General features: G+C 63.1%; 20 protein-coding genes. 10 read left to right on the top strand and 10 right to left on the bottom strand.

Translation table 11 applies throughout. The features are described from left to right. Positions 1-3 precede the first annotated feature (3 nt). On the bottom strand, positions 4-1155 hold the full coding sequence (locus XI06_RS02805) for an AGE family epimerase/isomerase (RefSeq protein ID WP_271604633.1): 1152 nt from the start codon (positions 1153-1155) through the stop codon (positions 4-6). Positions 1156-1241: 86 nt separating this feature from the next. Between XI06_RS02805 and XI06_RS02800 the strand changes: the two genes are divergently transcribed. The 7 genes from XI06_RS02800 (at position 1242) to XI06_RS02770 (ending at position 8229) form a co-directional block, all read left to right on the top strand. Continuing rightward, positions 1242-2474 carry a phenylacetate--CoA ligase family protein gene (locus XI06_RS02800; RefSeq protein ID WP_271604632.1) on the top strand — a complete coding sequence of 411 codons (1233 nt, stop codon included), beginning with the start codon at positions 1242-1244 and terminating at the stop codon, positions 2472-2474. Between the two features lie 102 nt (positions 2475-2576). Then, positions 2577-3662, top strand: coding sequence for a hypothetical protein (locus XI06_RS02795; RefSeq protein ID WP_271604631.1), 1086 nt, complete (start codon positions 2577-2579; stop codon positions 3660-3662). Positions 3663-3738: 76 nt separating this feature from the next. Further along, positions 3739-4254: a D-glycero-alpha-D-manno-heptose-1,7-bisphosphate 7-phosphatase gene (locus XI06_RS02790; protein WP_271604630.1), complete on the top strand. Its 516-nt coding sequence runs from the start codon at positions 3739-3741 to the stop codon at positions 4252-4254. Positions 4255-4446: 192 nt separating this feature from the next. Further along, complete coding sequence (gene gmd, locus XI06_RS02785; RefSeq protein WP_271604629.1) at positions 4447-5532, top strand: GDP-mannose 4,6-dehydratase; 1086 nt, start codon at positions 4447-4449, stop codon at positions 5530-5532. Then, the gene (locus tag XI06_RS02780; RefSeq protein WP_271604628.1) at positions 5513-6469 is read left to right on the top strand and encodes a GDP-L-fucose synthase family protein; all 957 of its coding nucleotides are present in this window, start codon (positions 5513-5515) and stop codon (positions 6467-6469) included. Before gmd ends, XI06_RS02780 begins: the two co-directional genes overlap by 20 nt. Positions 6470-6500: 31 nt before the next feature. Next, complete coding sequence (locus XI06_RS02775; RefSeq protein WP_271604627.1) at positions 6501-7709, top strand: glycosyltransferase family 4 protein; 1209 nt, start codon at positions 6501-6503, stop codon at positions 7707-7709. 232 nt (positions 7710-7941) lie between these two features. After that, complete coding sequence (locus tag XI06_RS02770) at positions 7942-8229, top strand: hypothetical protein (RefSeq protein ID WP_271604626.1); 288 nt, start codon at positions 7942-7944, stop codon at positions 8227-8229. 80 nt (positions 8230-8309) lie between these two features. On the opposite strand, the gene XI06_RS02765 is transcribed toward XI06_RS02770, so the two are convergent. Continuing rightward, a complete protein-coding gene (locus XI06_RS02765; RefSeq protein ID WP_271604625.1) occupies positions 8310-9266 on the bottom strand; it encodes a NosD domain-containing protein in 957 nt (318 codons plus the stop codon). A 557-nt stretch (positions 9267-9823) separates the two neighbouring features. Here XI06_RS02765 and XI06_RS02760 point away from each other — a divergent pair. Then, the gene (locus tag XI06_RS02760; RefSeq protein WP_271604624.1) at positions 9824-11137 is read left to right on the top strand and encodes an aminotransferase class III-fold pyridoxal phosphate-dependent enzyme; all 1314 of its coding nucleotides are present in this window, start codon (positions 9824-9826) and stop codon (positions 11135-11137) included. Here the strand turns inward: XI06_RS02760 and XI06_RS02755 are convergent, their stop codons facing one another. Genes XI06_RS02755 through neuB form a run of 8 tightly spaced genes read right to left on the bottom strand, consistent with a single transcriptional unit; the run spans position 11138 to position 18061 of the window. Continuing rightward, positions 11138-11803: a hypothetical protein gene (locus XI06_RS02755; protein WP_271604623.1), complete on the bottom strand. Its 666-nt coding sequence runs from the start codon at positions 11801-11803 to the stop codon at positions 11138-11140. It lies immediately after the preceding gene. Between the two features lie 4 nt (positions 11804-11807). Then, a complete protein-coding gene (locus XI06_RS02750) occupies positions 11808-12584 on the bottom strand; it encodes an imidazole glycerol phosphate synthase cyclase subunit (protein WP_271604622.1) in 777 nt (258 codons plus the stop codon). 10 nt (positions 12585-12594) lie between these two features. Then, a complete protein-coding gene (hisH, locus tag XI06_RS02745) occupies positions 12595-13233 on the bottom strand; it encodes an imidazole glycerol phosphate synthase subunit HisH (protein ID WP_271604621.1) in 639 nt (212 codons plus the stop codon). A gap of 47 nt (positions 13234-13280) precedes the next feature. Continuing rightward, complete coding sequence (locus tag XI06_RS02740) at positions 13281-14462, bottom strand: N-acetyl sugar amidotransferase (RefSeq protein WP_271604620.1); 1182 nt, start codon at positions 14460-14462, stop codon at positions 13281-13283. A 37-nt stretch (positions 14463-14499) separates the two neighbouring features. Continuing rightward, positions 14500-15312, bottom strand: a complete 813-nt coding sequence (locus XI06_RS02735) for an SDR family oxidoreductase (RefSeq protein WP_271604619.1) — start codon at positions 15310-15312, stop codon at positions 14500-14502. Then, positions 15309-16313 (bottom strand): nucleotidyltransferase family protein, encoded by a 1005-nt coding sequence (locus XI06_RS02730; RefSeq protein WP_271604618.1) that lies wholly within the window; start codon positions 16311-16313, stop codon positions 15309-15311. The genes XI06_RS02735 and XI06_RS02730 overlap by 4 nt, the downstream gene beginning before the upstream one ends. 48 nt (positions 16314-16361) lie before the next feature. After that, a complete protein-coding gene (locus tag XI06_RS43655) occupies positions 16362-16982 on the bottom strand; it encodes a NeuD/PglB/VioB family sugar acetyltransferase (RefSeq protein WP_442869404.1) in 621 nt (206 codons plus the stop codon). Continuing rightward, positions 16979-18061, bottom strand: a complete 1083-nt coding sequence (neuB, locus tag XI06_RS02720) for an N-acetylneuraminate synthase (protein WP_271604616.1) — start codon at positions 18059-18061, stop codon at positions 16979-16981. Before neuB ends, XI06_RS43655 begins: the two co-directional genes overlap by 4 nt. Before the next feature lie 182 nt (positions 18062-18243). Between neuB and XI06_RS02715 the strand changes: the two genes are divergently transcribed. Together XI06_RS02715 and neuC are read left to right on the top strand one after the other, a co-directional pair. Beyond that, entirely contained in the window at positions 18244-18990 is a 747-nt protein-coding gene (locus XI06_RS02715; RefSeq protein ID WP_271604615.1) for an acylneuraminate cytidylyltransferase family protein, read from the top strand. Continuing rightward, positions 18987-20180 (top strand): UDP-N-acetylglucosamine 2-epimerase, encoded by a 1194-nt coding sequence (neuC, locus tag XI06_RS02710; RefSeq protein WP_271604614.1) that lies wholly within the window; start codon positions 18987-18989, stop codon positions 20178-20180. Before XI06_RS02715 ends, neuC begins: the two co-directional genes overlap by 4 nt. The last annotated feature ends 3 nt before the right edge of the window (positions 20181-20183 follow it).

Genomic DNA, 20183 nt, shown 5'->3' with positions numbered 1-20183 from the left:
AACTCAGCTCAGCACCTGCTCCGCTTCCGTGACCGCGCAGAGAACATGATAGAACGACGACGCAGGAATGGTGTCGATCAGCGATTTGCCGTCGCTGTCGAACTGGTCATACCAGCCGCCCCGCACGGGATGGCTGAGATAATGCCGTTCGAGCCGCACCAGCGCCGCTCGCGCTTCCTCCGCCGCGCCCGCCTCGCCGGACTCGGCCTGCGCGATCCACGCTTTCGCAATCTCGGTTTGCGGCCACAGCCGGCGCGTCGGGCGGCGGATGTTGCCGGCATCGTCCCCCTCGTCGACGAGACAGCCGGTGGCCGCATCGCGATAGCGCATCGCGGTCGCAAGCAACTCGGCGCGCCGCTGTCCGGTCGGACAGCTCGTGATGCGCTCAAACCCTTTCAGCAGCCAGACCCACTCCGCCTGGTGGCCCGCCTCGACGCTGACAGGCTCGATCTTCGACCAATCCTCCTCGAAATATTCCCCGAGAGCGCGCGTCCGCTTGTCGTAGAGATTGGCGAGGAACAGCGCGAAGAACTCGCCGGCGCGGTTCTGGAACGACAGATCATGGGTCGCGTCGAAACACGCGATCATCGCCTCGAACATATGCATCTGCGGATTCTGCCGGCGCGGCAGCGACACCGGCAGGCCTTCGTGCACGCCACCATGCGGCGAGCGCAGATGGCCATCGAGGAAAGCAAGCAGCGCATCGATCTCGGCGCGCACCTGCGCATCCTTATCGAGCGAATAGACGGTCGCCAGCGCAAACAGAATGAAGGCGTGGTCGTAGGCATCGCGGCGCGCATCCAGCACCGTGCTTTCTGGCGTCAGCCGGTGCACATAGCCAGGCTTGCCGTCGGGCGCCTTGGCCTTCGCAAGCATATGCTCGAGCCCCTTCAGCGCGATGGCGCGGCCTTGCGGATACCACCCCATCTGCGCCGCCTTGGCATAGCAATAGATCTGCCGCGCCTGCACGAACACGCGCCGCGGCGCGGCCACATCCGCTGTGCCGTCGCGGTGCAGGCGGTCGATGAAACCGCCGGTGGCATGGTCCCAGCCGACGGTCGACCACAGCGGGATCGCATCCTCGATCATGCGGCGCTTCAGTCGCGCGACGACCTCAGCCGCCTCCTCCGCCGGAATGATGCTCTCGTCCGCCATCGCGTTCTCTCCACGCCCAACCAATGGCCGTCTGATACCCATGCGAGCGGCGGCGTGCAACGGATGCCAAACCGGAAAGATCTGCCATGACCGCCCATTACGACGCCCTCGAGACGCGCGAGCATGCGGCGCGCGAGGCCGATTTGTTCGCCCGCCTGCCGGACGTGCTGCGCAGCGCCATGGCCGCACCGGCCTATGCCGAACGTTTCAAGGGCATCGATCCGGCCTCTTTGACTTCCAGGGCGGCGCTGGCGCGCCTGCCGGTGCTGCGCAAGTCGGAACTGCCGGCCCTGCACAAGGCGTCCCAGCCCTTCGGCGGCTTCGTGACGGCAGCCCCCGGGTCGTTTGCGCGCCTGTTCACCTCCCCGGGACCGATCTTCGAGCCGGAGGGGCGGCAGGCCGATCCCTGGCGCGGCGCGCGGGCGCTGTTCGCCGCCGGGTTCCGCCCCGAGGACATCGTGCTCAACACCTTCAGCTACCACCTCACCCCTGGCGGCTTCATCTTCGATGCCTCGGCGCGTGCACTCGGCTGCGCCGTGATTCCCGCCGGCCCCGGCAATGCCGAGCAGCAATTCGAGCTGATCGAGGCCTACCGCCCCATTGGCTACAGCGGCACGCCGGATTTCCTGAAGATCCTGCTCGACGCCGCAGCGACGGCCGGCCGCGACGTCTCCTCGATCAAGCGCGCGCTGGTCTCGGGCGCAGCATTCCCGCCCTCCCTTCAGGCCGAGATCAAGGTGCGCGGCATCGACGCCTACCAGGCATTCGGCACGGCCGATCTCGGCCTCATCGCGTTTGAGACCGGGGCGCGCGACGGCATGGTCGTTAACGAGGATCTGATCATGGAGATCGTCAAACCAGGCACCGGTGATCCGGTGGCGCCGGGCGATGTCGGCGAGATCGTGGTGACCTCGCTCGATCCGCATCATCCCTGGATTCGGCTGGCGCTCGGCGACCTCACCGCTACCCTGCCGGGCACGAGCCCGTGCGGGCGCACCAATATGCGTATCAAGGGCTGGATGGGCCGCGCCGACCAGACCACCAAGGTCAAGGGCATGTTCGTCCGCCCCGAGCAGATTGCCGAAATCGGCAAGCGCCATCCCGCGCTCGGACGACTGCGTCTTGTCGTCACCCGCGAGGGCGAGACCGACGCGATGACGTTGAAGGCGGAGACGGCGGCTGCGAGTGTTGCCATGCAGGAGGAAGTCGCCGGCACTCTGCGCGCGGTGACGAAGCTCGGCGGCAATGTCGAATTGGTCAGTCCCGGCGCGCTGCCGAACGACGGCAAAGTGATTGCAGACGAGCGGTCGACCGCTTGATTGTTCCGGCTACCCTGCCGATCACGAGAGTCGCCATTGATCGACGTCAATGACGAACGGCGCCTGCCATCCTAGCCAGTGGTTCATCGGAAAGGCGGCGCCATGACATCGCACCCATATTCGTACGATCATTTGCCAGTCATCGATTATCCGAATCACCCCGCGTATGGCACGGCTTTCCCGGAGCCAAGCCTCGGCGAACGCGCCGCGGCACTGGCGAAATTTGCATCGGGCTTGGCAATCATCACGGCCCGTCTGATGGCTGACTACGAGCATCTGCCGCGCCCCAAGGATAAATCGCACAAGGTCGCCGAGCTGGTCCGGCGCTCGCCGACCTATCTGCGGCTGGTGGCGACACAGAAGCTGCGGCGGCTGACGCGCCGGCCTGCGGAGCCGAGGACGACGGCCGGTGCCAACGTGCTCAAGACGCTGAACCGCGAAGGCATCGCCGGTTTGCGGTTGTCAGCGGAACAGCTCGCCCAGGTCCGAGACCTGCTCGCGCCGCATTACCGCACGCTGGAGGCAAGGCTCGCGAAAAAGACGCCGGACCAACGCCATTTCGACGAGACGCGGCTGTGGCTCGACAAGGACGTCTTTCCCGAGATCTACGCCTATTTCAACCAACTGGGATCGGAGCTTGGCGTCATCGATGCGGCTAGCGCCTATCTCGACCGTCCGGTGGCGATCGCCCATGTGGTGCCCCAGATCAACGACCCGAGCGACGCCTTCTGGGCCAATCATTTTCGCGACGTCGGTGTCGTGGACTCGCCGTGCGACTATTGTCACGTCGATGCGACCTACAACCTCCTCAAGTTTATCATCTATGTGAGCGAGGTCGGCTCCGACAACGGTCCATTCACCTATGTCCGCGGAACACATCGCGCGAGCCGCAACTTCTGGGACGGGCTCATCCGCCGCGCCAACGATTATGCCGGCCTGTCGTCGACCAAGCCGCAGAACCGCCGGCTCTTCAACGCGCTGCCAAAATTCCTGCAGCGCAAAGCCGCATTCGGAGTCGATCTGCCCGCTGGCAGCGAATATGCCGACGCCATCCTTGATAATGAATGGCGCGTGACCAGCGACCAGGGCGACGCGGTCCTGTTCGACCCATTCGGAATCCACCGCGGCGGCATGGTACGGAGCGGCCGCAGGCTGGTCGTCACCATGATGCTGACGGAACCGACGTAGTGCGACGCCGCCGATATCCTTGACAAGCCGCCTGCAGGACGGTGAACAATGGCCGCAAACATTTGTTGGGCACCCCATGACGACATCGACCCGGCCGGCCGTCTTCTTCGACCGCGACGGCGTTCTAAATCACGATGTCGGCTACCTCTTCGAGGTTAGCAAGTTCAAATGGATCGACGGTGCGCGCGAGGCGGTCAGGCTCGTCAATGAGGCCGGCTATTTCGCGTTCGTAGTCACCAACCAGTCCGGCGTGGCCCGCGGATTCTACGGGGAGAGCGACATACATGCCCTCCATCGCTGGATGGCCGACGAGCTCGCCGCAGCTGGCGCCCATATCGACGCCTTCGAATATTGCCCCGATCATCCCGAGGCCCTCGTCGAGAGCTATCGACGCGACAGCGACCGGCGAAAGCCGGGACCTGGCATGATCACTGACCTCATGAAGCGCTTTCCCATCGCGACCGACAGGAGCTTCCTGATTGGCGATCAGGAGCGCGACCTGAAAGCGGCGCGAGCTGCAGGCATCCGTGGCCTGTTATTTCAGGAAGGCAATCTCGCGACCTTCGTGCGCGAGGCTCTCAAGCTCGCCTGAGACCTGCAGGAACCGGCAGATTCGTTGCCCAGCTCAAGCTCACGCACCCCAGAATTCCGAGTCAACACCCTATAACCCATTGAATAGACGGGTACATTTACGTCGAGATCGAACCGCGTTGGAAAACAAGACAGGCTCGGAAAAGTAGGATACGCAACCCCGTCAATCCTAAGCCGTGGTCCGGAAACAGCTATGACTGCTCAAGACTCCAAACAGCGCGTCGCCTTGATCACCGGTGTGACCGGGCAGGACGGGGCTTATCTCAGCGAGCATTTGCTGTCGCTCGGCTATGTCGTGCACGGCATCAAGCGGCGCTCGTCCTCGTTCAACACCGCGCGCGTCGATCACCTCTACCAGGATCCGCATGTCTGCAACGTGCCGTTCCTGATGCATTACGGCGACATGACGGACTCGACCAACCTGATCCGCCTGGTGCAGCAGATCCACCCGACCGAGATATACAATCTCGCGGCGCAGAGCCACGTCGCTGTCAGCTTCGAGAGCCCGGAATACACCGCCAACGCGGATGCCATCGGCGTGCTGCGCCTGTTGGAGGCGATCCGCATCCTCGGCATGGAGAAGGAGACGCGGTTCTACCAGGCCTCGACCTCCGAGCTTTATGGCCTCGTGCAGGAGATCCCGCAGAAGGAAACCACGCCGTTCTATCCGCGCTCGCCTTATGGCGTCGCCAAGCTCTATGGCTACTGGATCACGGTGAACTACCGAGAAGCCTATGGCATGTTTGCCTCGAACGGCATCCTGTTCAACCATGAGAGCCCGATTCGCGGCGAGACCTTCGTCACCCGCAAGATCACCCGCGGCGTGGCCCGGATCGAGCTTGAGCTCGAGCAGACGCTCTATCTCGGCAATCTCGAGGCCAAGCGCGACTGGGGCCATGCCAAGGACTACGTCGAGGGCATGCACATGATCCTGCAGGCCGACAAGCCCGACGATTTCGTGCTCGCCACTGGCGAGACGCGCTCGGTCCGTGAGATGGTCGAGCTGTCCTTTGCCTATGTCGGCCGCCGCATCGAATGGCGCGGCAAAGGTGTGGACGAGACCGGCGTCGATGCCAAGACTGGCAAGACGGTGGTGAGGATCGATCCGACCTATTTCCGCCCGACCGAGGTCGATCTCCTCGTCGGCGACGCCAGCAAGGCGCAAAGGGTGCTCGGCTGGAAACCGAAGCGGAGCTTTGCGCAGCTCGTCGAAGAGATGATGGCGGGCGACCTTGCCGAGGCCAAACGGGACATTGCAAATGGCACGCGTACCGTTTGAGCTGAAGGGCAAAAGCGTCTATGTCGCCGGCCATCGCGGCATGGTCGGCAGCGCGCTTCTGCGCCGGCTGGCGCGGGAGAACGTGAAGCTCGTCACCGTTGAGCGGCGCGAGGTCGATCTCTGCAACCAGGCCGCCGTGTTCGACTGGTTCGCGATGGCGCGGCCGCAGGTGATCTTCCTCGCCGCGGCCAAGGTCGGCGGCATCGTCGCCAACAACACGCTGCGCGCCGAGTTCATCTACGACAACATCGCGATCGCCGCCAACGTGATCCACGCCGCGCATCTGAACCGGGCCGAGAAGCTGATGTTCCTCGGTTCGTCCTGCATCTATCCGAAACTGGCGCCGCAGCCGCTGCGCGAGGATGTCGTGCTGTCAGGTCCGCTGGAACCGACCAACGAGCCTTATGCCATCGCCAAGATCGCCGGGATCAAGATGGCGGAGGCCTATCGCAGTCAATATGGCAGCGACTTCATCAGCGTGATGCCGACCAATCTCTACGGTCCCGGCGACAATTATCACCCTGAATTGAGCCACGTGGTCGCGGCGCTGATCCGGCGCTTTCATGAGGCCAAGCTGTCCGGCGCCAGGACCGTCGCGGTCTGGGGCACCGGCGCGCCGCGGCGCGAGTTCCTCTGTGTGGACGACATGGCCGATGCCTGCGTCCACCTGATGAAGACTTACTCGGGCAGCGACCTGATCAACATCGGCACCGGCGAGGACATCGCCGTTGCCGAGTTCGCGCGCGTGGTCGCCGAGATCGTCGGCTATCGCGGCGAGATCTCCTTCGACTCCTCGCGTCCCGACGGCACGCCCCGCAAGCTGCTCGATATCAGCCGCCTCGACAAGCTCGGCTGGCGCGCAACGACTTCGTTGAAGGACGGTATCGCCCGTGCTTACCGAGCCTATTTGGCGGAAGATCAGGCCCACGGCCCTTAGCCGCACGCCTGACCGAGGACCGCGTTTGCACATGGCCACTTCCGCAAAGCTGATCATCGCGGCTCAGTTCTATCCGCCCGACACGACCACGACGGCAGTTTATGTCGGCAAGATCGCCGAGAGCCTCGCAAGAGATCGGCAGGTCGTTGTGATCTCAGCGACGCAAGGCTCGCGCGCGGACGGCAAAGCCGGCAAGCCCGAGGTCGTCGAAATCAAGAGCTGGAATCCGCGCAAGTCCGCGATCATCCAGCGCTCCCTCGCGATCTGCTTGCTTGCTGCCCAAATGTTCTTCTCGGTCCTGCGGCGGGCAAGGTCGGGCGACATCGTCTTCTGCGTCACGACGCCGTTCACCCTGCCCTACACCGTGCTTCTCGCCGCCAGATTGCGTGGAGCAAAGACCATGCTCTTGATATACGATCTCTATCCGGAAGCGCTCGAGGCCGCCGGTATGGTTCGCCCCACTTCGCTGGCGGTGCGCCTCATTCGCTTTGCCAACACGCTTCTGTTCCGGCGCCTTGATGCGATCGTCGTAATCGGGCGCGACGTGCCGCCTTTAATCGAAAAATACCCCGGTGTCGTCGCGGAGCAGCTTCACTACATTCCGAACTGGGCGATGATTCCGATCGGCTATCGCAAGATTGATCCGGCCAGTCGATTCCGCGCACCGGACTCTTCCAGGTTTATCGTTGGTCTATCCGGCAATCTCGGTTTCACACACGATCCCGTCACGGTGTTCGAAGCGGCCCGCCTGTTGCGAGACCGGAAGGACATTCATTTCATGCTCTCGGGATGGGGCGTGGGCTGGGCCACGCTCCACGACCTCCATGCCAAGGACCCTCTCGAGAATGTCACGATCATGAAACCTGTCCCCGAAGGCGAACTTGTGGAATTCCTGTCGGCGGCCGATCTCTGGGTTATTCCGTATCGCCAGCATGTCGCCGGTGTCTCGATCCCCAGCCGCCTCTATAACATCCTCGCGATCGGGCGTCCTATCGTGGTCGCCTCGGAGGCCAATTCCGAAGGCGCGCTCGTGCTTGGCGACGAGGCAATCGGATGGGTCGTTTCTCCCGAAAACCCCGCCGAGCTCGTGAGAGCGATTCGCCAGGCCGCCGGCGATCGGCAGGCCACAATGGAGAAGGGTATTCGTGCGGCCGGCATCGCCGAGAAATATCGCGAGGACGTCGCCCTTGCTCGCTACCGTCAGGCGGTGATCGATGTCAGCCAGGCTGCGCGCCGGTGAGTACACCGGGCCTGGTCGAGAAAATGGACAGCAAGGACCAGAAGATGTAGCTCTTCATGAACTTGACGCGTTCCTTAGTAGAGTCGCGACCGGTATGAGACCCATCCTAGTGGCGATAGGAGCTACCGCGGCGTACCTTCCAATTGCATGCTACCTGGACGCAACGTACAAGCCATCGTCGGACTCTGACGTGCTACGCAGACCTTTTATTTAAATTGGTCGCAACGCTTATGTGACTTACCCCAAAATCGCGGGAGCAAAAGGAGACGTCCCGGCCGACCCGGAACGCGCGACGCTAGAGCTGACCGAGAACGGCAAGGCGCTCGGGCCCGCGCATGTCTCGCGATTCGAAATTTCCGTGTCGGGCAGCGGCCGCTATGCTTTCGTTCAGGCCGGCAAAGATTCGCCGACGCTTGTCTTCTCGACCTCCGACAACTCAGACCCCAACACGAACGGGCGCGTCTATCGGGTTACCGATCCAGGCGCCCGTAATCCTTATGAAGCGCAACGCCGCCGCTAGCCATTGTTGCGTTGCGCCGACTTCCCCTCACCAATTGCATCCCGCCAGCACCGCACGTGAGGCGCCGGTGTGAAAAACTCCTACTGAGGCGTCACAGCTCCCGACGAAGTTCCATCGGTCCCGCGATTGCCTGCAACGGCATTGTTCTTGAGTGATGGCATCGTAGCGCTATTGGTGAAGCTCAGGCCCGTGACGTTACCCGTCACCGCCGAATTGTTCAGAATGACCTGAGTAGCCGGACCGTCGGATAGAATGCCAACACCCGCGTTGTTGACGGCAGCACTGTGATCGACAAGCAGGCGGATCGGAGAGGCGCCAGATGGAGCGGTAGCCCATATGCCGTTGCTGAGATTACCGGCCGATACGCTATCCCTCACAGTGGCACTGATCGATCCGGTACCAGTGGTACCGTCGACCTTGATGCCGAAGGTCGCGCTGTTCTCTACCTGAACCCGATTGAGCACGGCCAGGATACCATGCGCACCGGCGGACGCAGTCGCGATTCTGATGCCTCCGCTGTTATTGGACACAACCGTGTCAGAGACGTAGAGCTGAGCTGTCGCACTCGGAGCAAAGGTAATTCCAGTTCCAGTCCCACCCCCGGCGAAATTCTTGATCACACAGTTCTGGACCAATACGGAGGCTGCAGAATTTACGAGAACGCCGGACAATCCGGTACCGACGCCGTCGATAACGATGCCGCGAATGTTCACAACATCGGTTGCTCCGGCAGCAACGACGATGCCGTTCGTGCCCGAGACCAGCACTCCGGCTTCGCCAACACCATCATTGGTGATGCTGATCGCCTTCGTGATGGTCACGGCGCCGAATCCGCCTGGATCGAGAACGCTGATCTCCCCGCCAGCTGCGGTCTTCGAGATCGCCCCCGCGAAGGTTTTGCACGGCGCCGTGCGACTGCAAGGATTTGCGTCGTCACCAACACCCGAAACCCAGGTTCGCGTTGCCTGCGCATGGGACGATACTGTTGAGACGAAACAAGAAACGACGAGCGCGACAATGGTCAAAAATACTTTCATTAAGTCCTCCCCATCTCTGTGACCGAAATTTAAAGCCCCGGTGGTCAGCTTACGTATGAAGTGCTTCACAGTCGTCGGCGCACCACCGTCGCCTCCGGCTCCTAGATCTACGTCCTCCATTGCATGACAGGGCAACGACGCTTCCGAATATCGCCACTCACTTGCAGCAGGACTTACCCTCATCATCCCTCGACCTTGGCGTCGACCGAGGACGCAAGGGATTGATTTGATGCGAGCAAACCCCTTTTTGCGATTATCGTGATGACGGTGTAGATGGATAAGGCGCAGCGGCCAAATCCAAGCGCAACGATACCATCTCTCGGCCGGGTAAGGAAGCTCGCCTACAGCGCAATATTGCTGTCGCGATAAGCCGCGGGGCACACGCGAGGTCACGATGCCATGGCCTGCGAGCCACTGTCGCGCGCCGGGCAAGCAGAACAGCGGCGGTCGGGACTAACTCGCGCGCGGCGCTGAGCTCACCGATCGTCCCCCCGGTGCCTTGCTTGAGCGGGAGGCATGCGGTATCCACCAAATGCCTTTACGCTCAGGAGAATCCCATGTCGAGCACCGGCCAAACGCTTTACCGACGCGCGCGCAAGGTCATGCCCGGTGGAACGCAGCTGCTCTCGAAGCGACCGGAAATGTTCCTGCCCGGCCAGTGGCCGACCTATTTCAAGTCGGCCAAGGGCGCCGAGGTCGTCGACCTCGACGGCAAGACCTATCTCGACATGAGCTATTGCGGCATAGGCGCCACCATCCTGGGCTTCGCCGACCCCGACGTCGATGCCGCTGTAAAGTCCGCGATCGACATGGGCTCGATGTCGACCTTGAATTGCGCCGAGGATATCGAGCTCGCCGAGCTTCTGGTCGAGCTGCATCCCTGGGCCGACATGGTGCGGTTCGGACGCGCGGGCGGCGAGGCCATGGCGATAGCGGTCCGCATCGCGCGCGCGGCGACCGGCCGCGACATGGTAGCGTTCTGCGGCTATCACGGCTGGCACGACTGGTATCTCAGCGCCAATCTCGGAGAGACCACCGCGCTCGATGGTCATCTGCTGCCGGGCCTCGATACCAAGGGTGTGCCACGTGGTCTTGCCGGCTTGATGCACCCCTTCCATTTCAACAAGCTCAACGAGATCGAGGCGATCGTCGCCGCCCATGGCGAGCGGCTCGCCGCGATCGTGATGGAGCCGGTACGCTCCAGCGAGCCCGAACCGGCCTTCATCAAGGGCATCCGCGCACTCGCGGACCGCTGCGGCGCAGCCCTGATCTTCGACGAGGTGACGTCAGGCTTCCGGATCAATTCCGGCGGCGCGCATCTCGCCTATGGCGTCGATCCCGACATGGCCGTTTTCGCTAAGGCCATCGCCAACGGTTTTCCGATGGCCGCGATCGTCGGCCACGCCTCGGTGATGGACGCCGCACAGGAAACCTTCGTCAGCTCGACGGCATGGACCGAGCGCGTCGGCCCGGCCGCGGCGCTTGCCACCTTACGTAAGCATCGCGAGCAGAACGTCGCGCGACACCTGATGCGGATCGGCACGCGGATCCAGAAGGGCTGGACCGAGGCCTCACAGGCCACCGGCCTGCCGCTGCATGTCTCCGGCATCTCGCCGCTCGGCCATTTCGCCTTCGCCCTGCCCGACGCGCAGGAAGTGCGCACGCTGTTCACGCAGATGATGCTGGACCGCGGCATCCTCGCCACGGGCTCGTTCTACGCGATGTATTCGCACAGCGACGCCCATGTCGACCGTTACCTGGAAACGGTCACCGAGGTATTCCGCGAGCTGCGCACCGCGGTCGATCAGAAGGCCGTCAAGCAGTTGCTGCGCGGCCCCGTCGCGCACTCCGGGTTCAAGCGACTGACCTGATCAAGTCGTCACCCCGAAGATATCGCGCACCACGTTGCGCGACGTCGGCGAGCGGGCAGCCTTCGGATAGATGCCGTGCAAGATGCTGTCGGCGGCAAGCGTGCCGCCGTCGATCACGATTGCGCCGGTCGAGACGAAGGAATTGTCGCCCACCGCAGTCTTGCCGATGACGCGGCTGCCGCCATACATCACGATGCCGCGCCCGAACGACGGGTAGTCGTTATCGAGATTCGCGCCCACGGTGCAGTTGTGGTAGCAAATGAAGTAGTCTGAATAGCTGGCGCGGCCAAGCACTGTGCCCACCGGATGCTGAACCGCGAACACGTCGGGCAGTTCGACCTCGTAGAACGCATCAAGCGCGTGCAGCGCCTTGTTCAACGCATAGGCCTTGTCCGCGATGGGGTGACCGGGCCGCTTGCGAAAGGCTGAATTGGCAAGGTAGTAGAGGAAGATCGCATATTGGTCGGAGTGCCAGTGCGAGAATCGCGCCTCGCCGTTCGCAAAGAACCCCTTCAGCCGCACCCGCGAAAAACAATGATCGATCCGGCCGAGCGCGAGATCAACGAATTGCGGGAGGTCGCCAAGGTCGGCGCCATCAGGAAACAGATTCTCGAACTGCTTTCGCACATAGAGGGCGAGATCCGTGCGGGCCAGCGAAAGCTGCATGGCGCTAATTCCTGCTCGAGAAGCTGGCGCGCACGTCGAGACCGCGCGAGAACAGATGACTACGCAGCTTGATCGGGCTGTGGTCGGTAAAGAGGAACATCGAGGAGATCGCCACCGCCGACGCTCCGGCCTCGAGTGCGTCGATCGCATGCTGGAGCGAACCGCAGCCACCGGAGACGATCAACGGCACGCTCAAGACGTTCGCCGCCTTGTGGATCAGTTCGAGATCGTAGCCGCTCATGGTGCCGTCGCGATCAATCGAGCCGAGCAACACCTCGCCGCAGTGCAGGTCCTCGCAGCGCCGCGCCCATTCGATCGGATCGAGCGCGACATGCTCGCGGCCGCCGTTGATGAATACGCTGGCGTGGTTGGGGTTGATTCTCTTGTAGTCGATCGACACCGTCATGCACTGGTCGCCGAAGGTGCGCGCCGCCTCGCGCAAGAAGTCCGGACGCCGCACGGCTTCGGAATTCACCGACACCTTGTCGGCCCCGGCGCGGAGCAGCATGTTGACGTCGTCGAGTGTCTTGACCCCGCCGCCGACCGTGAAGGGCATGAAAATCTCTTCCGACATCCGCTCGATGATGTCGACGACGCGGCCGCGCGAGGCCGCGCTCGGCACGATGTCAAGAACGATCAGCTCGTCGACGCCGTAATCATTGTAAACTTTTGCCGTCGTCACCGGGTTGCCGGCGGCGCGCTCGTTCTCGAAGAAGCGGGTATATTTGACGAGCCTGCCGTCGCGCAGCAGGAACTTTGGGATAAGGCGCTTCTTCAGCATCGCGAGGACTTCAGGGATTCCAGCGCAGGAAATTGCTCATCAGCTCGATCCCGGTGTCCTGGCTCTTCTCGGGATGGAACTGCGTTGCAGCGATATTGTCGCGCGCGATAATCGCGGTCACCGGTTGGCCGTACTGGGCGAAGCCGACCACGTCGCCCGCATCCCTGCAGCGCATCGCGAAGGAGTGCACGAAATAGAACGCCAGATTACTCTCGCGGATATTGGCGAGGATCGGATGGTTGCGCTTCTTCGCAACCATGTTCCAGCCCATATGTGGGATCTTCAGCGCAGGATCGTTCGGCATCAGCCGCAGGACGTCGGCGTCGAACCAGCCGAGCCCGCGATGTGCCACGCAGTCGTCGGCATGCTCCTCGGAGGTGTTGGCAAGCAACTGCATCCCGAGACACACCGCGAGGAAGGGCTTGCCCTTCTCGCGAACCTGGCGCTCCAGCATCTCATCGATGCCGCGGGCGCGGATGTTGCTCATCGCATCGCCGAACGCACCGACGCCGGGGAGGATGACGTGGGAGGCATCCGCGATCGCATCGGCATCATGAGTCACGACCGGATCGAAGCCGCAATATTCGACGGCATTCTTCACCGAGCGCACGTTATTGATGCCGTAATCGACGATCGCTACGCCTGACATCGCCTGCTCCCCCGGGCGCGGTCTCCGCGCCGCCCGTCAACCCTCGCCTATTCCTTGCCGCCGCCGATTTCAACGCCAGGATGGTTCGGCCACGGCACTTGCGTGTTGTTCCACTTGTCCATGTCGGGCATGCGGCGGCCCGGCTCGACCGTGTTCGGCGAGAACTGCCACGGGCTGACCTCGTGCTTGATCGCGATGCCCAGGAACTGCTCCTCGGTGAGCTGGAGATAGTCGAGGAACAGATCGAGGCTCGGCGGCCGCTTGCCGTCGAACTCGCGCACCAGCGCTTCGCCCTGCTCGCGGGTCATGCGCTTGTTACGGATATCGATATTGGCAAGATGGTTGGTCCGGCCCATGCCGCGCTTGATGTACTTCAGATAGTCGCGCACGCCCTGGAAGAAGCACTCGATCTTCTCGTAATCGTACTCCGGGGGAATGCCCTCGACTTCCTGGCCCTTCCAGCCAAGCTCGCGCTTGATGATCTCGACGTGCTTCTTGGTGTCCCACTTGATGTAGCTGCCGAGACAGATCGAGCGGCACTTGATCCGCATCAATTCCTTGCGCGGCGGATAGACGAACGGATACAGGTCGCGCTTGGCGACGCGACCGCCGAGGAATTCGTACATGTCGTCGGCGGTGATGCCGAGATTCATTGCGCGGTTGAAGCGCTTCTCGTCGACCTCTTCCATTTCGTCGTAGGAATAGAACGACTGGTATTCGGCCAGACTCTCGCCCCAGAACAGCAACGGCGTCTCATAGCGGATCGCGATCTGCATGGTGTGGGCGTAGATGCCGGTGTGGCAGTGCCAGCAGAAGTCGCCGCGGCGCTTCAGCGATTCCAGCATCAGCTCACGCACCACATGCCAGTTCGGCGTGAAGTTCAGAACGTCGACGCCAAGCTGCTTGAACACGCTGGTGTTGTTCTCTTCGATCAGCGGACGGTAGAACCAGTGGTCGAAGCGCACCACCAACGGCTTCAGACCGAGCTTCTTGACGACGTACCAGAGCTGGAAAACGCTGTCCTTGCCTCCCGAATAGGGCACGATGCAGTCGTACAGACCCTTGTCGCGGTATTGCGCAACCAGTTCCATCATCTGGGCGTGGCGCTCGTCCCAATTGATCTGGGTGTCACGGACCTCGATCTGGGCGCAGACGCTGCACGAACCGGCTTCGTCGAACGACGTGGCCTCCGCCGTTTCCGGCAATAAGCACTTGCTACAGCTCAACATTTCAGAGATTCCCGCAATTGCATGATTTGCTGTCGGCTTACCACGCCGTCCACCCCCCGTCGACCGCAATGCACTGCCCCGTCACATAGGCTGCCAGGTCGCTCGCAAGGTAGGCCACGGCGCCCTTCATATCGTCCTCACGAGCCATGCGTGCAAGCGGCGTCCGGGCCACGTAGCGGCTCAAAAACGGCTCCGGCGTGGCTCGGAAGACCCCGCCGGGCGCGACCGCATTGACCCGCACTTTTGGCGCCATGGTGGTGGCGAGCCAGCGCGTCATCTGGATCAGCCCCCCCTTGCTCGCGGCATAGGCGGCCGGGTTCCCGAGCGCCGTTCCCTCGTAGAGCCGCCAGTCGGGCCCGGCGAGGCCGTAGATCGAGGAAATATTGATCACACTGCCATGGCCCGACTTCGCGAGGTCCGCGGCCGCGGCCTGGATCAGCACGAAGGGCGCGGTGAGGTTGACCTCGATCGCCCGCCGCCAGGTCGCATCCGATTGCTGTTCGAACGAGACCGCCCAGCCCTCGAGCCCGCTGGTGCCGACAAATGCCGCGCAATTGACGATGATGTCGATGCCCCCGAAGGCCTCGCGCACCCGGCGCGGCAGATCCTTCACGGCGTCTCCCTGCTCGAAATCACAATCGAACATCGCAGCCTTGACGGAGTGATCGGCGGCGAGCTTCGCCGCGGCTTCAGTGCCCGCGGACGCCGCGATATCGACCAGCGCGATGGTGGCACCGAGTTCTGCAAGACCTGCCGCGATCGCGCGGCCGATGTGACCGGCGCCGCCGGTGATAACGGCGACACGGCCGTCGAGCGACATCATCTCGCGGAGCGAGCGTTCGGTGCTCATCCAAATATCCTCTGGAATTCGTCGGACGCGCGCTGCAGATCGTCGAGGCGGCCGACATCGATCCAGTACTCGCGCAGCGGAAACACGACCGAAGGCTTGTCTTTCGCGATGGTCCGCGCGATCAGCGTCGGCATGTCGACGGCCTCGTTGGCATCGAGATGATCCAGCACACCGGGATCGAGCAGATAGACGCCGGCATTGACGAAGAATTTCTGCGTCGGCTTTTCGCGGATGCCGAGCAGCCGATGGTCGTCGAAATCGATCACGCCGAACGGCACGGTCACCGAATGCTCACGCACACAGACCGTGGAGAAAGCCTGGTGCTCCCTATGGTATTTCAGCATCTGCTCGAAATTCACCGTCGTCAGCAGATCGCCGTTCATGACGAAGAACGGCTGCGTCGGCCGCTCCGGCAGCAGCGACAAGGCGCCGGCAGTGCCGAGCCGCTCGCTTTCCTGGAGATATTCGATCTCCACGCCCCAGGCCGAACCATCGCCGAAATAGTCGCGGATCATATCGGCCTTGTAGTTGACCGAGATGAAGAACTTGCCGAAGCCGGCCTTCACGAAACCGCCGAGCACGGTTTCCAGGATCGGCTTGTCGCCGACGCGGATCAGCGGCTTGGGAATGTCGTCTGTGAGCGGCTTCAGCCGCGAACCGAGGCCGCCGGCCATCAGCACGACCCAATGATCGGATTGTTGCGCAAGCGCAAGGTCGTCGATCAGCTTGACCTCGACGACCCGCCCCTCCGTATCCACGAGCGGAAGCTGATGGATGGAATGCTTGCGCATGACATTGAGCGCAGCGGGATTCGAGATGCCGACGGGGGCCGTGACCGGCGACCGGTTCATCACGAGACTGACGGAAGCATCCAGGCTGACCCCACCAAGCAGCGCACGCCGTACGTCGCCGTCCGTGACAGTACCGACGATCCTGCCGTCGTGCTCGACGATGGCGAGTTGCAGATTGCCCTGATCGATCCGCCGCAGCGTTTCGATCAATGGCGTATCTTCACCGACGACGAATGCACCCTTCATGACAAACTCATCCTATTCGTTGCCGGCGAATCCGCCGGCCGCGACATCCCTTGTAACCACCGCGCCCGCGGCAACGACGGCTCCGGCACCCACCTTGACGCCGACCAACACCACGGCGCCGGCGCCAATATGAACGCTCTCGCCAACCGACACACCCCCGCACAGCACCGCCCCCGGAGCAACATGCGCATGATCGCCGACAACGCAATCGTGCTCGACCACTGCGCGCGTATTGATCAGGGCGTTCTGCCCGATGCGCGCCGCGGGCTGGATCACGGCACCGGCCATCACTTGCGCGCCGTCGCCAAGTTGTGCATCGGAGGCGATTACGGCGGAAGCATGCGCAATCACCGGAAATCTGTAGCCCCGCGCGGCGAACCGCTCGAACAGGGCTCGCCGGTCGGACAATCCGGAATCGCGGCGCGAGGCGCGGTTGCCGAGACCGTTGGCAAGCGCGATCTCATCAGCGGACATTTTCAGGACGTCGTCGTCCGAAGCCGTGATCCGGACGCCGCCAATAACTTTGCCGACGCGCGCGGCGTCGGCCACAGCGATGGGGCGTATGCCGCGGCTCAGCAACGCCTCGATGACGACACGGGCATGACCGCCGGCGCAAAGCACGATCAGACTCATAGCTCCAGCGCCTCATTGGCCGCGTAATCGCGCTGCGCCGTCTTGCCGAGATAGCTCCAATATTCGATCGGCGGAATGCCGCTGCCCGGGCGCTTGACGCCGAGATTGCCTTCCGTAAAGCGTTCTCCTGCGCGCACCGGTTGCAGCACGACGAGACTGCGGCGTGCCACCGCGCGGTTTGGAATCTCCTCCGGCGCCGGCACCTTGCGACCATCGCCCAGCGCGGCTTCGACGTCGCGGATCGCGGCGATCATCGCCGCCATCTCGTTCGGCTCGATCGAGGCGCGGTGGTCGGGCCCGGGCAAATTGCGATCGAGCGTCAGATGTTTTTCGATCACGGTTGCACCGAGCACCACGGCAGCCGACGCGATGTGGATGCCACGGCTGTGGTCGGAGAAGCCGACAGGCAGGCCAAACGCATCGCGTAGCGTCGCCATCGCGCGCAGATTGATCGATTGCGGATCAGCCGGGTATTCCGTCGTGCAATGCAGCAGTGTGACCTTTGCGCGCAACTCGGTCCAGGTCGCCCGATCCAGCAGGAGATTTGCGAAATCCGCGGGCGTCGGCCGCGCCGATGCATCACGGAGATAGCCGAACGCAACGACGCCGAGCGCCTGCTCCACTTCGGCGAGTGTCCCCATGCCGGTGGACAGAATGATCGGCAAGCCGAAGCGCGCCAGATGCAGCAGCAACGGCGCATTGGTCAGGTCGCCCGAGCCGACCTTCAACGTTGAAACCCCGACGTGGCGGACCAGGTGCGTGGCGCTGTCCGCGTCGAATGGCGTCGACATATACGTAATGTTGGACGCAGCGCAGGCCGCCGCGATCTGGACCTCGTCGTCTGCGCTGAGCTCGAGCGCGCGCAACATATCGAGCTGCGACTGCGCCTTGCCGGTGGTCGCCTGCTGATAGCTCGCCTTCGCGGCCTCGGCGGTCGCGAGCTTGTCGGCGCGAAACGACTGAAACTTGACGATGTCGGCCCCCGCCCGCGCCGCGGCCTCCACGAGGGCAATCGCGCGCGCGCGGTCGCCGTTGTGGTTGACGCCAGCTTCAGCAATGATCAGGGTTCGGCGGTGCATGGGGTTTCGTCGCTCGGCGCAGCGAAATCGCCCGCCAATCAAGCGGTTGTCTTAGTCGAGCACGCTGGTAAAAGCAACGCAGGCGGGCGGCTCGCGGCGTGCCCCAAGACCCCGCAGGTGTCCCGCTGGACGACGAATCATGCCGATTCGCGAAGACCCCGAAGCCGGATCATCGAGAGCCCATGACGCAAACGCCTGAGATATTGTTCCTGCTGGTCGGCCGCGGTGGATCGAAGGGTCTGCCCGGCAAGAATCTGCGTGAGATCGGAGGCCTCAGCCTGACCAGTTACAAGGCAATCTCCGCACGGCGGTCCCGCTACTGCTCGCGCCTGATCGTCTCCAGCGACAGCGCCGAGATTCGGACCGAAGCCGAACGGCACGGTGCCGAGGTGCTGTTCGAGCGGCCGGCCGAGCTTGCGACCGATACCGCCTCCTCCAACGACGTGGTGCTGCACGCGATGGACTGGATCGAGACGCACGAGAAGCGGTGCTACGACGCGATCATGCTGCTGGAACCCTCTTCGCCCTTCGCCACGCCAGCGCATTTTGACGAGGCCGTCGAACTTTTCGCCGCACGCAAGGCGAGCCTCGTCGTCGGCATGCGCGAGACCGAGGTCTCCTCGATCTTCGTCGGGACGCTCGGCAAGGACGGCTCGATCGGCGGCATCGTCGAGAAAATGCTGACCACGACGGCGCAGCGGCGGCAGGATCAGGCCGTCGAAGTCACCATGAACGGCGCGCTCTACCTTGTCGGCTGGGACGCGATGCGCAAGCATCGCAAGATCTACGCCGATCCGTCCGCGAGTTACGGCATCATGATGGATCGTATGCATTCCATCGAGATCGAGAGCGCGGCCGACCTCGCCTATGCTTCCTACGTCATCGAGCACGGGATGCTCGATGCTTCGCCGTGGCGGCAGCGAGCATGAGCGCACGCCGCCGCATCGCCGTCGTCACGGGCTCGCGCGCCGATTACGGATTGCTGCGGGGCATCCTGACGCAGCTCAAGGCGGCCGACGACGTCGCGCTGAGCGTCATCGCCTGCGGCATGCATCTGATGCCGCGCTTCGGCGAAACCTGGCGGGCGATCGAGGCTGACGGTTTTCAGATCGCCGCGAAAGTCGATCTCGCGCTCACCGACGACCGCGCCGAGACCGTGGCGCGCGGTACCGGCATCGGCGTGACCGGATTTGCCGAGGTGCTGCCGAAGCTCGCCCCCGACATCCTTGTCGTACTGGGTGATCGTTACGAGGTGTTGGCCGCCGCGGTTGCGGCAACTCTGCTCAATATCGCGATCGCCCATATTCATGGCGGTGAGATCACCGCGGGTGCATTCGACGACGCGATCCGGCACGCCATCACGAAGATGGCCTGCCTGCATTTCGTCGCTGCCGAACCCTATCGCCAGCGTGTGATTCAAATGGGTGAGCAGCCCGATCTCGTCTTCAACGTCGGCGCGCCCGGACTCGATCTCGCAGCCGTTGCACCCCGGCTCAGCCGTGCCGATTTGTTCGCAAGCCTCGGCATCAGCGGACCTGAGCGCTTCCTGCTGGTGACGCTGCACCCGAACACCGCGCAGCCCGAGGCCGACGCAGCCAATCTTGCCGCGACCCTCGGCGCGCTTGCCGAGGTCGAGGACCGCAGCATCATCTTCACCGGCGTCAACGCCGATCCCGGCTATCGCGCAATCGATGACGCGATTTCGGCTTTTGTCGCGGCGAGACCCGGGCGTGCTCACCTTTTCGCCTCGCTCGGCAGTGAACGCTACTGGGCTGCGCTGCGGCTCGCCGATGCCGTGGTTGGCAATTCCTCCAGCGGTATCCTGGAGGCGCCGGCCGTCGGTGTGCCCTCGATCAATATCGGCGACCGCCAGAAGGGCCGGCTGCGCGCCGCCTCGATCATTGACTGCCCGGCCGATTCGGCTGCCGTTCTCGCAAGCCTCAAGCATGTCTTCGACGGCCGGTTCCAGCCCGATCCGGGCCTCGAGCCGCCCTACGGCCGTGGCGGGGCCTCGGAGGCCATTGCTGGAACCCTTCGAAAGATCGAACTTCGGCGCGCTTTCCCCAAGCATTTCCATGATTTAGCGACTACGCCGGAACCACCCGGAACGGCCGTATAAGTC

The sequence above is a fragment of the Bradyrhizobium sp. CCBAU 11434 genome (genome assembly GCF_028128895.1).
Lineage (GTDB): Bacteria > Pseudomonadota > Alphaproteobacteria > Rhizobiales > Xanthobacteraceae > Bradyrhizobium > Bradyrhizobium zhengyangense.
The sequence above is the reverse complement of the archived record's forward strand: the minus strand, read 5'-3'. Positions and strand labels throughout refer to the sequence as shown.